The sequence below is a fragment of the Micromonospora maris AB-18-032 genome, assembly GCF_000204155.1.
Classification (GTDB): Bacteria; Actinomycetota; Actinomycetes; order Mycobacteriales; family Micromonosporaceae; genus Micromonospora; species Micromonospora gifhornensis.
In genome coordinates this window covers 3990091-4002147 of sequence record NC_015434.1, presented here as the reverse complement: position 1 = coordinate 4002147, position 12057 = coordinate 3990091, and the positions used below count along the sequence as shown (strand labels likewise).

General features: G+C 71.1%; 14 protein-coding genes and 1 pseudogene. 7 read left to right on the top strand and 8 right to left on the bottom strand.

Annotated elements, in window-relative coordinates:
• Positions 1-187 precede the first annotated feature (187 nt).
• The 3 genes and pseudogenes from VAB18032_RS17670 to VAB18032_RS17660 all read right to left on the bottom strand — a co-directional run.
• Positions 188-748: pseudogene (locus VAB18032_RS17670) on the bottom strand (STAS domain-containing protein); the annotation flags it as partial.
• Positions 749-834: 86 nt separating this feature from the next.
• Positions 835-1104: a hypothetical protein gene (locus tag VAB18032_RS17665; protein WP_013734242.1), complete on the bottom strand. Its 270-nt coding sequence runs from the start codon at positions 1102-1104 to the stop codon at positions 835-837.
• Positions 1105-1141: 37 nt separating this feature from the next.
• Positions 1142-1567 carry an STAS domain-containing protein gene (locus VAB18032_RS17660; RefSeq protein WP_013734241.1) on the bottom strand — a complete coding sequence of 142 codons (426 nt, stop codon included), beginning with the start codon at positions 1565-1567 and terminating at the stop codon, positions 1142-1144.
• Between the two features lie 153 nt (positions 1568-1720).
• Between VAB18032_RS17660 and VAB18032_RS17655 the strand changes: the two genes are divergently transcribed.
• The 5 genes from VAB18032_RS17655 (at position 1721) to htpG (ending at position 6797) form a co-directional block, all read left to right on the top strand.
• Complete coding sequence (locus VAB18032_RS17655) at positions 1721-2404, top strand: response regulator transcription factor (RefSeq protein ID WP_013734240.1); 684 nt, start codon at positions 1721-1723, stop codon at positions 2402-2404.
• Positions 2401-3756 carry a sensor histidine kinase gene (locus tag VAB18032_RS17650; protein WP_013734239.1) on the top strand — a complete coding sequence of 452 codons (1356 nt, stop codon included), beginning with the start codon at positions 2401-2403 and terminating at the stop codon, positions 3754-3756. The genes VAB18032_RS17655 and VAB18032_RS17650 overlap by 4 nt, the downstream gene beginning before the upstream one ends.
• Complete coding sequence (locus VAB18032_RS17645; RefSeq protein WP_013734238.1) at positions 3753-4331, top strand: GerMN domain-containing protein; 579 nt, start codon at positions 3753-3755, stop codon at positions 4329-4331. Before VAB18032_RS17650 ends, VAB18032_RS17645 begins: the two co-directional genes overlap by 4 nt.
• A 136-nt stretch (positions 4332-4467) precedes the next feature.
• Positions 4468-4734: a GlsB/YeaQ/YmgE family stress response membrane protein gene (locus VAB18032_RS17640; protein WP_013734237.1), complete on the top strand. Its 267-nt coding sequence runs from the start codon at positions 4468-4470 to the stop codon at positions 4732-4734.
• A 146-nt stretch (positions 4735-4880) separates the two neighbouring features.
• Positions 4881-6797 carry a molecular chaperone HtpG gene (gene htpG / locus VAB18032_RS17635; protein ID WP_013734236.1) on the top strand — a complete coding sequence of 639 codons (1917 nt, stop codon included), beginning with the start codon at positions 4881-4883 and terminating at the stop codon, positions 6795-6797.
• Between the two features lie 379 nt (positions 6798-7176).
• Here the strand turns inward: htpG and VAB18032_RS32905 are convergent, their stop codons facing one another.
• Positions 7177-7419: a hypothetical protein gene (locus VAB18032_RS32905; RefSeq protein WP_232510819.1), complete on the bottom strand. Its 243-nt coding sequence runs from the start codon at positions 7417-7419 to the stop codon at positions 7177-7179.
• A gap of 13 nt (positions 7420-7432) precedes the next feature.
• On the opposite strand from VAB18032_RS32905, the gene VAB18032_RS17630 reads away from it, so the two are divergent.
• Complete coding sequence (locus tag VAB18032_RS17630; RefSeq protein WP_013734235.1) at positions 7433-7975, top strand: RICIN domain-containing protein; 543 nt, start codon at positions 7433-7435, stop codon at positions 7973-7975.
• Positions 7976-8076: 101 nt separating this feature from the next.
• On the opposite strand, the gene VAB18032_RS17625 is transcribed toward VAB18032_RS17630, so the two are convergent.
• Positions 8077-8697, bottom strand: a complete 621-nt coding sequence (locus VAB18032_RS17625) for a hypothetical protein (protein ID WP_013734234.1) — start codon at positions 8695-8697, stop codon at positions 8077-8079.
• A gap of 152 nt (positions 8698-8849) precedes the next feature.
• On the opposite strand from VAB18032_RS17625, the gene VAB18032_RS17620 reads away from it, so the two are divergent.
• Positions 8850-9689 carry an SAM-dependent methyltransferase gene (locus VAB18032_RS17620; RefSeq protein ID WP_050814629.1) on the top strand — a complete coding sequence of 280 codons (840 nt, stop codon included), beginning with the start codon at positions 8850-8852 and terminating at the stop codon, positions 9687-9689.
• A gap of 15 nt (positions 9690-9704) precedes the next feature.
• Here the strand turns inward: VAB18032_RS17620 and VAB18032_RS17615 are convergent, their stop codons facing one another.
• From VAB18032_RS17615 to VAB18032_RS17605, 3 genes are all read right to left on the bottom strand, one after another.
• On the bottom strand, positions 9705-10913 hold the full coding sequence (locus VAB18032_RS17615; RefSeq protein WP_043724819.1) for an MFS transporter: 1209 nt from the start codon (positions 10911-10913) through the stop codon (positions 9705-9707).
• 77 nt (positions 10914-10990) lie between these two features.
• The gene (locus VAB18032_RS17610; RefSeq protein WP_013734231.1) at positions 10991-11470 is read right to left on the bottom strand and encodes a hypothetical protein; all 480 of its coding nucleotides are present in this window, start codon (positions 11468-11470) and stop codon (positions 10991-10993) included.
• Between the two features lie 105 nt (positions 11471-11575).
• Positions 11576-11893: a hypothetical protein gene (locus tag VAB18032_RS17605; RefSeq protein WP_013734230.1), complete on the bottom strand. Its 318-nt coding sequence runs from the start codon at positions 11891-11893 to the stop codon at positions 11576-11578.
• Positions 11894-12057: the final 164 nt, after the last annotated feature.

Sequence of the window (12057 nt, the reverse complement as noted above, 5' to 3'; positions counted from 1 at the left end):
CCGTGCGGCGGTACCCCGGGCCGGGCCGCCCCACCCGACCGGTGGCCAGGGCTCAGACGGTGAGCCGGGTGGCCGGGCGGCGGCCGGCGGTGGCGTTTCGGGGCGCCCTGGTCCGCACCCGGCCGGCCTCGGCCGGCGTCACGTCGACCCGTACCGGGTCGCCGGTGGCGGTGGTCTGGGCACGCAGCTGGGTGAGGGCCTCGTCGAGGCTGGCGAAGATCGGGAAGACGCCGTCGAGCTTCATCGTGTGCAGCACGGTACGGATGAAGCGCGACGGGGCGGCCAGGCAGAGCCGCTCGCCGCGCTCGCGGACCTCCCGGTGCGCGCGGACCAGCAGGCCCAGCCCGACCGAGTCGATGACCTGGACCCGTGCCAGGTCCACCACGACAGTCCCGGCCAGGCTGGCGGCCGCGCGCAACGCGGCACGCAGCGCCTCGCCGGACTCCGCGCCGATGACGGCGTCGCTGCTGAGCACCGTGACCTCGTGACCCTGCCCGTCGGCGCCGGCCGCGGGCTCGCCGGCACCGAGCCGGTCGGGGCCGCCGTTCGTGGTGGCGCCCGGCGGCAGGGTGCTGCACCGTGGGCAGCGGTGCGGACCGGTGGCGAACGGGGAGCCGCTCCAGCCGTGATCGGAAACCAGCGTCCAGACGACCTCGGCATCGGGCAGCACGCAGGCCATGCCGGTGGTGGTCTCGCCGCACGTGTCGCAGATCAGGGTCATCAGGTTGTCGTCCGGTACGACGGTCATCCTGTTTCCTCTCCGGTGCTGGCGGTGCGGGGGCGGAACGGGACGGGACTCGGGGCGGACGGCCGCTGAGCCGTCGCCGGGTCGGCTCAGCGGGAGTCTGAGTGTTCCTTGCTGGCGGTGGCGAGCACGATCACCACGCCGATCGTGGCCAGACCGGCTTGCACGATCAGCGCCAGCAGATTGAGCTCACGTGCGCCGACGAGCCAGGCGCTGATGGCGCCGAGCAGCGCGGCGGCGGCGCCGATGGTCATGGTGAGCCACAGCGGGACACCGGGACGGCCGGGAACGACGAGCCGGCCGAGCGCCCCGACGGTGAGACCGACGGCGACGGCTGCGGCGATCCCGGGAATGGTCATGCTGCTCCTCGTCCTGGCGGTGGCGGTGTTCGCCGGGTCAGCTGCGTACGGTGACGGCCGCCCGGCCGTACACCGTCGGATGACCGGCGGCACTCACGGCCGCGTCACTGGATACAGCCCCAGGGGCGGTGGTCACGGCCGACGGTGCCGCGCCGTCGACGTGCACCGGCAGGATCTGGTCCAGCCGGGCGGTCTGCAGAATGCGGGCGATGCGCGGATTGGGATTGCGTACCGACAGCACTCCGCCGATGCGCAGCATCCGGCGGTGCACGTCGAGCAGCAGCCCGATGCCCGCCGCGTCGATGTGCCGACAGTCGGAAAGATCGACCACGACCTGGCCGGGGTGCAGGGTGAGCAGTCGGTCGAACACCGTGCCGGTCTCCGGCAGGCAGGCCAGGTCGAACTCGGTGATGGCCACCTCCACCAGCGGCACGGTGCACTCGGGGCGTCGTGGCGTGGTCACGTCGCTGCCCCCTCTCCGGCGGTCCCCAGGTGGCTCTCACCCTGCCCAGCGGGGTTGGCAGGCACTGCGCGGACGTATGACAGTTGCGTGACAAAACACCCTGGAGGCGGTGGTGGTTGGCCGGTCGGCGGGCGCTTGGGGATGATTCCCGGTATGACAGCGGTACTGGTGATCGAGGACGACGACCGCATCCGACTGGCGCTGTTGCTCGCTCTGGAGGACGAGGGTTACGAGGCGCACGGTGCGGCCACCGCCGAGGAGGGCCTGCGGGCGCAGCGCCGTAGCCCGGCCGACTACGTCCTGGTCGACCTGATGCTGCCCGGAATCGACGGCTTCGAGTGCATCCGTCAGCTGCGGCGCGACGACGATGTGCCGATCGTGGTGGTCAGCGCCCGCGACGACACCCACGACATCGTCGCCGCGCTGGAGGCCGGCGCCGACGACTACGTGGTCAAACCGGTGGCGATAAAGGAGCTGACGGCTCGGCTGCGGGCCCTGCGGCGGCGGGCCCGCACGGTGACCCCGGTGGAGGAGCCGGTGCCCGTGCTCGTCTTCGGCGAGCTGGAGGTCAGCCCCGAGGCCGGGGAGGTACGCCGGGCGGGTGCGCCGGTGGCGGTCACCCGTACCGAGTTCCGGCTGCTCTGCGAGTTGGCCGAGCACGCCGGGCGGGTGCTGTCCCGCCAGCAGCTGCTCAGCCGGGTCTGGGGATACGACAGCGGCGACGAGCGGCTGGTCGACGTGCACGTGGGCCGGCTGCGGCAGAAGATCGAAGCCGACCCGGCCAACCCGAAACACCTGGTCACCCTGCGCGGGCTCGGCTACAAGTTGCAACGATGAGACGGCTCGGACTTCGTGCCCGGGTCACCGCGGCCTTCGCCGTCGGTGCCCTGCTGCTGTCGGCCTCGATGGCCCTGGTGTCCTACGAGCTGACCCGCCGTACGTTGCTCGACGAGCGGGAACGCACCGTGCTGCGGGCCGCCTACTACGACGCGGCCGTGGTGCGCGCCGGACTCGACACCGAGAACCCGGACGCGGGGGAGGCCCTGCGTACGCTGGACACCGGGACCGGCCGGCGGGCGGTGCTGCATCTCAACGGCGACTGGTACGGCCGGGCCGCCGACAACGGCCTGACCGCCGCGATCCCGGCGCGACTGCGGGAACTGGTCAGCGCGGGGGAGCCGGCGGTGCAACGCATCCGCGTCGACGACCAGCCGGTCCTGCTGGTCGGCGTGCCGCTGTCGGAGTCGGCGTCGTTCTACGAGATCGCCTCGCTGCGGGAGCTGGAGCAGACCTTCCAGGTCCTGGCGCTGGCCCTGACCGCCGTCGCGATCATGGTGGCCGGCTCGGGTGCCGCGCTGGGCTGGTACGCCACCCGGCACGGGCTGCGCCCGCTCACCGCCGTCGCGGACGCCGCCGAGCGGATCGCCGCCGGTGACTTCACCACCCGGCTGGCACCCGACACCGATCCGGACCTGACCCGGCTGTCGACCTCCTTCAACCGGATGGTCGACGAGTTGGCCCAGCGCATCGACCGGGACCGGCGCTTCGCCGCCGACGTCAGCCACGAGCTGCGGTCACCGCTGCAGACGCTCGCCGCGGCGGCCAGCGTGCTGTCCCGGCGTCGGGACAACCAGGACGAGCGGACCGCCACCGCGGCCCGGCTGGTGGCCGACGAGATCGACCGTTTCCAGCAGCTGGTCAACGACCTGCTGGATCTGGCCCGCAGCGACCAGTCGGTGCACCGGCAACCGGTGGACGTGGCCGAGCTGGCCCGACAGGTCTGCCGGGACCGGGACCTGCCGGAGACGATGGTGCGGCTGACCGAGGACACCCCCGCGACCTGGCGGGTGGACCGGCGTCGGGTGGCGCAGGTGCTGACCAACCTGCTCGACAACGCCGAACGCTACGGCGCGGGGCCGGTCGCGGTGCTGCTGTCGCGTACCGGCGACACCGGGGTCATCGAGGTGGACGACGACGGACCGGGGGTGCCGGTGGAGGACCGTGAGGCGATCTTCGACCGTTTCGTCCGTGGCCGGGCGGCCCACTACCGGGGCGGCGGTGACGGCACCGGCCTCGGGCTCGCCCTGGTCGCCCAGCACGCGGCCGCCCACGGTGGCAGCGCCTCGGTCAGCGACCGCCCGGAGGGCGGCGCCCGGTTCCGGATCACCCTGCCCGGGAGCGTGTCATGATCGGCGCCCGACGCGTCCCGGTCGTCGTGGCGGCTGTCGTACTCGCCCTGGTCGCGGCGTGCGGGGTGCCGGGCGAGGACCGACCCCGTGCGGTCACCCCACCGCCCGGCCCGTTCCCGCCGACCGCGACCGCCGCGCCGACCACCGCCGAGACCGGCGCGGTGACCGAGGTGCTCTACTTCTCCCGCGAGGACCGGTTGGTGCCGGTGATCCGTCGGATAGACGAGGTGCCCACCGTCGACGTGCAGATGCGGGACCTGCTGGCCGGGCCGACCCACACCGAACGCGACGACGGGCTGACCAACGCCCTGACCGGCGCGCTCAGCAACGCCGAGGTGGAACTCGTCGACGGGCAGGCCCGGGTCACGGTCACGCCGACGGTCGCCGACACCGGTCGTACCGACGAGATGCTCGCCTACGGGCAGATCGTCTGTACGCTCACCGCCCGCGCCGACGTCGACGCGGTGATCTTCCTACGCGACGGCGCGCCGTTGAGCGTCCCCCGGGGAGACCACTCGCTGTCGTCGGACCCGCTCACCGCCGCCGACTACGCGGTCCTGATCACTCTTCGGTGACCGGTCCATGACGGACGTCACGCGGAAGCGTGACGGTTGCGACACAAACCGTCGGTGACGGGGCTCCGGCGTTTGCCCTTCGGGTCGGCCGGGGCACCACATCCGGCGAGGTAATCGTTCGGAAGGACAGGCTCTCGTGGAAATCACCGGCTTCTTCACCGCCATCATCATCGGTCTGATCATCGGTGCGCTCGGCCGCCTCGTCGTGCCGGGACGTCAGCGCATCCCGATCCTGTTGACCCTGGCGATCGGCGTCGTCGCCGCGCTCCTCGGCACACTCGTCGCCGGCGTGCTCGGCGTGGACGACACCCGTGGCATCGACTGGATCGAGCTGTTCATCCAGATCGCCTTCGCTGCGGTCGGTGTCTCGCTGCTCGCCAGGACGTACGGCCGCCGTCGCTGACCCGTTCGTCTGCCGGCCCGTCCCCGCTGTCGCAGGGGCGGGCCGGTGTCGTGCCCGCGGAGGCGGACCGGCCCCGCACGCGGACAGCGACGGCTCGTATTCTTTCCGCGAGTCGTCGTGGCTGACGAGCGAAGAAGGGGAAAGGTGTGAACGACCGGACTGAGACGTTGGAGTTCCAGGCCGAGGCCCGTCAGCTGCTCCAGCTGATGGTCCACTCGATCTACTCGAACAAGGACGTGTTTCTTCGCGAGCTGATCTCGAACGCCTCCGACGCGTTGGACAAACTGCGGCTGGCGGCGCTGCGCGACAAGGATCTCGCCGTCGACACCGATGACCTGCACATCACCATCGAGGTCGACCGGGACGCCCGCACCCTCACCGTGCGGGACAACGGCATCGGGATGACCCGTGACGAGGTCGTCTCCGTCATCGGCACGATCGCCAAGTCCGGCACCGCCGAGCTGCTGCGCCAACTGCGCGAGGCCCAGGACGCGGGCGCCTCCCAGGAGCTGATCGGGCAGTTCGGGGTCGGCTTCTACGCGGCGTTCATGGTCGCCGACTCCGTCGAGTTGACCACCCGGCGGGCCGGCGAGAGCGGTGGCACCCGGTGGGAGTCCAGCGGCGAGGGCACGTACACCATCGCCGCGCTCGACGACGCGCCGCAGGGTACGGCGGTGACGCTGCACCTCAAGCCGGCCGACGCCGAGGACAACCTGCACGACTACACCGCCGAGTGGACGATCCGCGAGATCGTCAAGCGGTACTCCGACTTCATCGCCCACCCGATCCGGATGGACGTCGAGCGTCCCGGCACCGACGGCGCCGAGGCCACCACCGAGACGGTGACGCTCAACTCGATGAAGGCGTTGTGGGCGCGTCCCCGGGGCGAGGTCGAGCCGGCCGAGTACCACGAGTTCTACAAGCACATCGGCCACGACTGGGCCGACCCGCTGGAAACCATCCACATGCGCGGTGAGGGCACCTTCGAGTACGAAGCCCTGCTGTTCATCCCGTCGCACGCGCCGATCGACCTGTTCTCCCCGCAGGGCCGTCGCGGCGTGCAGTTGTACGTCAAGCGCGTCTTCATCATGGACGACTGCGACGCGCTGATGCCCAACTACCTGCGCTTCGTCAAGGGTGTGGTGGACGCCCACGACCTGTCGCTGAACATCTCCCGGGAGATCCTTCAGCAGGACCGGCAGATCCGGGCCGTACGCCGTCGGCTGGTCAAGAAGGTGCTGGCCACCGTCAAGGACCTCAAGACCGAGCACCCCGAGCGGTACCGCACCTTCTGGACCGAGTTCGGCGCCGCCGTCAAGGAAGGCCTGATCGACGACACCGACAACCGGGACACCCTGCTGGAGGTCCTGTCGGCGGCCTCCACCCACGACCCGGCGGAGCTGACCGACCTGGCCGGCTATGTCAGCCGGATGAAGGACGGACAGAGCGACATCTACTACGCCACCGGCGAGAACCGGGCCACCATCGAGAACTCCCCGCACATGGAGGCGTTCCGGGCCAAGGGCTACGAGGTGCTGCTGCTCACCGATCCGGTCGACGAGGTCTGGGTGGAGCGGGTCGGCAGCTACGACGGCAGGACGCTGCGCTCGATCGCCAAGGGCGAGGTGGACCTGGACACCGAGGAGGAGCGCACCGAGGCCGAGGCGGAGCGGGAACGCCAGCGCACCGAGTACGCCGACCTGCTCACCTGGATGGGCGGCGTGCTCGCCGACTCGGTCCGGGAGGTACGCCTGTCGTCGCGGTTGACCACCTCGCCGGCCTGCGTGGTCGGTGACGCCCACGACCTGACTCCGACGCTGGAGAAGATGTACCGGGCGATGGGTCAGGAGCTGCCGAAGGTCAAGCGGATCCTGGAGATCAACCCGGGGCATCCGCTGGTGACCGGGCTGCGCAAGGCGTACGAGCAGGACGGTGCCAACGACTCCCTGGCGGAGACCGCCGAGCTGCTGTACGGCACGGCGCTGCTCGCCGAGGGCGGTGACCTGGCCGACCCGTCGCGGTTCGCCCGGATCCTCGCCGACCGCCTCGCCCGCACCCTGTAGCCGCCGGGTTTTCTGCGGACTGAGCGTCCGGTTCGGGGTCGGGTGGCCACGGTGTGGCGGTACACCTACCCGACCCCGAACCGGATGGCCTGCGGGCGGCGATGGACCGCCGGCCTCGACTCGGTTCGGCCCGTGGCGGCACTTCCACTGTGAACTACGCGTAAGTCGTCCGTCCACTATGGACCTTTTACCTGCTTCACCCTGCGATTTCCAGCCGACCGGTGAATAGGTCGTCACCGGTTAGCGTCCACACAGGACTGAGAAACGAACCGGTACGCCCCGACGGGCGCGACTTTGCCGTCCGCTTGCCCGTTGTCGGCGACATTGGCACACACGTACGGTTACGACGCCAGCCGCCCGGGTGACCAGTCAGACGAAGTCAGGGCAGTCGCAGCAGGGCTGGCGGAACCGAAATCCATGCCATGTAGTAACGAAAGTTGGGCAATATGAGGCGTTTTGTGGCGGTATTGGCGGTCTTCGCGATTGCCGCAACGGGATGTGCGCAGGACGAGACGTCCAGCTCGCCGGCGTCCACGCCGACCGCATCGACGAGTTCGGCATCCCCCGCCGCGGCATCCCCCACCGCTGCCTCATCCGCGGCGGCGGCGATCGACACGTCCATCAACGAGAAGCCGGTGGACGGCTCCGATCCCGCTGCCGTGAAGACGGTCGACGTCAAGGCGCAGCCGGCGGCGCAGCTCCCCGCCGCCGCATCGGGGTACTACAAGCTCAAGACGGTGTTCCGCGGCGAGGACGAGTGCCTGGAAGGCAACCGGATCGACGGCAACTCGACCCTCGCCGGCGCCGCGTTCCAGGACACCTGTCAGGACGTGGACGGGCAGGCGTGGAGCTTCACCAAGCGCCCGGACGGCTACTACACGCTGCGGACGAAGTTCCTCGGCGAGGAGAAGTGCCTGGAAGGTAACCAGGTCGCCGGCAAGGTTCTCGGCGGGGCCGCCTTCCTCGACACCTGTCAAGAGGTCACCGGCCAGCAGTGGAAGCTGGTCAAGGCCGGTGACAACCTCTTCCGGCTCCAGACGAAGTTCCGGGAGAAGGAAGGCGAATGCCTGGAAGGCAACCGGCTCGCGCCGGAGTCCGTCCTGAAGGGCGCGGCGTTCATGGACAAGTGCCAGAACGTCACCGGCCAACTCTGGTACGTCACCGCGATCCCGGCCTGACGCCATTGCCTTGACCGGCGGAGCCCGGACCGCGGTCCGGGCTCCGCCGCGCTGTGATGCCGGCCGGCGCCGCACGGTCCGGGCCGCGCAGGCGGGGCCGTTCAGGTGGGCGTGATCCGTCGGGCCTCGGCCGAGACCTCCGCAGGGTACGGCGGGTCGGCGTCGAGGATGCGGTGGGCGATGCCGGTCCGCAGCGCGGCCAGCGTGATGCCGCCCGTGCCGTCCGCGACGACGTGGTCGGGGTCGACCTCGGCGAGGGCGGCCACCACGATCGCGTAGATCTCCCGTACGGCATCCTGGGGTGGGGTCTGCAGCGCCATCGTCAGCTCGCCGGAGGTGATCCGGCTGCGCAGACGGGTGTCCCAGAGGTGGACGAAGTGTGCGATGTCGGCGACGAGGGCGAGGTCACCGAGTTGTCGAGCCTCGGCGGTGACGACGGCCAGCCAGCGCCAGGGCCGATCGATGCCAAGGTCGCCGGTCTGGTGGATCAGGCGGACGTTGCGCATCAGTTGATCGAGATCGGCGACGCCCCCACCGGCCTGGACCACCGCCGTACCGGCCGTGCACATCCGGTCGTCGTCGCCGAGGCCGGCGAGGAAGGCGCGGACCACCTGCCGCGCGGCCGCCAGGTCGCCCGGTGCCAGGGTGGGTGGTGGTGGCGGATACGGCAGGTCCGGCGGTGGTTGCTGCGGCAACTGCCTGCGCCGTCTGAAGATGCCCATGTGACCACTCCGTCTCGTCTCCGGTCTGCCGCCCACTCGTGGTGGGAACAGGAAGTCTGACGGCGGGTGCCGGTCTGGACACCCACCGTTCTGTCGATAGTCAGTGGATCATCGGATGCTCCCTAGTCGATCTCCGGGTGCTACCGTCCCAGATGGACGAAGCCGTGCCACCGCACCATCGGAGAGCCCAGGTGACCGACGCATCCCCGCTCAGCGCAGCCATCCGGAGCGACATACCCCACTCCGCTCGACTGTGGAACTACCTGCTCGGCGGCAAGGACAACTTCGCCGCCGACCGGGAGGCCGCCCAGCAGGTGCTGGCCTACATGCCGGAGCTGGTGCAGTCGGCCCGGTTCAACCGTGAGTTCCTCGGCCGGGCGGTGCGACACCTCGTCGCGGAGGCAGGCGTACGGCAGTTCCTCGACATCGGCACCGGCCTGCCCACCGCGAACAACACCCACGAGGTGGCCCAGTCGGTCGCCCCGGAGACGCGGGTCGTCTACGTCGACAACGACCCGATGGTGCTGGTGCACGCGCGTGCCCTGCTCACCAGCGACCCGCAGGGCGCGACCGACTACATCGACGCCGACGTGCGCCAGCCCGACCACATCCTCACCGAGGCCCGGCGCACCCTGGACTTCACCCGGCCGGTGGCGGTCATGCTGCTCGGCATCCTGAACTTCGTGGTCGACGACGCCGAGGCCACCCGGATCGTGCGACGCCTGGTCGAGGCGTTGCCCGTCGGCGGGTACCTGGTCATCTCCCACCCCACCCGGGAGGTCAACCCCGAGGCGGTGGATCGGGCGATGGACTCGTGGCGGGCCGGCGGCGGTGCGGCGATGGCCGTGCGTACCCCGGCGGAGATCGCCGCTTTCGTCGACGGTCTGGAGATCCTCGAACCCGGCCTGGTCACCTGCTCCCAGTGGCGGCCGGACGGTAACGACACCACGCCCGTCTCCGAGTACGCCGTGGTCGCCCGCAAGACCAACTGAATTCCGCCGTACGACTCAGGCCCCGGTCGGCGCCGGCTGCGGTGACCGCGTGCCGGCCCGACCGGACCGGGGCCGACCCGGCCGGGAGCGGCGGCCGATGGCCACGGCGGCAGTGAGGCAGACGGCGGCGGCGAGGACGAGCGGCGGGCGGGCACCCAGCAGTACGGCGGCGGCACCGAGCGGCGTGGCCAGCGCGATCGGCCCGAACATGATCGTGTTGGCGGTCGCGGAGGCGCGGCCCAGCAGGTCGTCGGGGCTGTGTGTCTGGACCGCGGTGACGGCGGCGACGAGCGTCCAGGGCAGGCCGACACCGGCCACCACCGAGGCGGCGAGCACCGCAGGCCACCACGGTACGCAGCGGCCCAGGCAGCTCGCCGCGAACAGGGCCGTGCCGACGACGGCCACGGTGGTCGGGCTGAACCGGGTGATCAGCCGACCGACGACCAGCCCGCCGGCGACCGAACCGGCGCCCTGCGCGCTGAGCAGCACGCCGAGGAAGGTCGCCGGTAGGCCCAGTTCGACGGTGACGATCTCGTACCCGGCGGCGGTGGTGAGGGCCTGCATGCCGATCGCGGTCGCGGCGAGGCCCACCGTACGCCGGATCGACGCCGAGCCGGTCAGGACAGCGAGACCGGCGCGAGCGGCACCACGTCGCCTCGCGGTTGTCGCCTCGGTCGCGCTCAGGCGTAACGCCGCGTACCCGACCGCCACCAGCAGGGGCAGGACGGCGGCGAGCAGCGCGACGAGGTGTCCACCCCGCCAGGCGTACAGGCCGGCCCCGGCCAGCGGGGCGACGAGTTTGACCCCCTCCTGGGCGCTGGACCGCCAACCGTTGACGTGCCCGAGTTCGGCGGGGGAGAGGGCGGCCGGCAGGATGGCGCTTTCGCCGGCGTCGATGACGACGTACGCGATGCCGTACACCGCGCAGACGGTGAACAGCAGCCACAACTGCGCGGGACCGTGCACCGCCAACAAGGTGGGCAGCACGGCGGCCAGGGTCAGGTTCGTCGCGATCAGCAGCCCTCGGCGGGGCAGCCGGTCGACCAGGGCGCCCAGCCACGGTCCGGCGAGCGTGGGGGCGTACACGCAGAGCCCGGCGAGCGCGGCGAGCCCGCTGGACCCGGTCAGGTCGAGAATCCAGATGCCGGCGACCAGCGCCATCGCGCTGCCGCCGAAACCGGACAACACGGAGATGGTCACGAACAGGGCCGCGTTGCGCCGCACCACGCCTCCAGGGTTGAGTCAACCTGACTCACAGCCTCGATTCTGAGTCGAGTGGAGGCAAGACTGCTGCCACCCTGTCAATGCAACATTGACAGGGTGGCACGCAGTTCGGCGGTGATGAGGCAGACCGGTCCGGGCAGTTCATGCCCGGCGGCGGTGAGATCGGCGGCGACGTGCCGGGCCAGATCATGGAGCGCACCGGGTTCGGCGTCCAGGGCGAGCAGGACGGTGTGCCGGGTCAGGTTGGCGCCGGGAAACCTGCCGTCCCACCGGCGGTCCGCCTCGATCCAGCGGTGCAGCCCGGCGAGCGCGGTGCGTAACCCGGTGACGTCGCCCGGCCAGCGCCGGTCGGCGGCCGCGCGGCGAGCCCGGCGGCCGGCGGCGAGCCGCTGACGCCGTTGCTCGGCGGCCTGGCGGCTGCTCAGGCCGAGCGCCCCGGCTACCTGGTGCCAGGTCGCTCCGGCCTGCCGGGCCTGGTCGATGAGATCCAGTTCCGCCTCGTCCAGGCGGTCGCGGGCCGCCGGCATCCCGGCGAGACGGTCCAGCGGGTCAGGCACCCGTCAACGCTACATTGACAACGCCGGACCCTTCGCGCCCCGGGAGCGGCGCTGTCGGCGGTGGGGCGCCGCCCCCGTGAGCGGCGCATCCGGGGTTAAGAAAGGTCAGGCGGCGGCGGAGTCGCCGCGTGACTGCTCGCCCTGCCAGCCCGGCAGCGTGAACGGCGCGGGGTAGGTGGTCCGCTCGGCAGTCCGGGTCTGCTGCGTCGAGCCGCCCTGTGCCAGGCTGAGCGCCCGCTGTGCCTGCTCCCAGGGCCCGCAGGGCCAGTCCTGTCCGGCGCAGAGCAGGTGGGCGCAGCCGCCGTCCTCCGCCGGAGCGTGCGCCTCGGCGACGTCCAGGGCGAGCCGCCACAGCAGTGGATCGGTCACCTCTTCCGGGCGGTCATAGGTGTGGCTGGGCCGATTGCCGGCATTGTCGGACACGGGTGGTCCCCCCTTGCACTCAAGCTTCCTTGCTCTTGCCTCTCCAGTCTGCACGCAGGTCAAACACTTGACCCTGGACGGTTGGCCGAGGTGGGGGTGATCACCCGCCCATACTTCGGGACGATTGACAGATGACCTTCGGAGCGTGAAAGTTGTGCGCAACC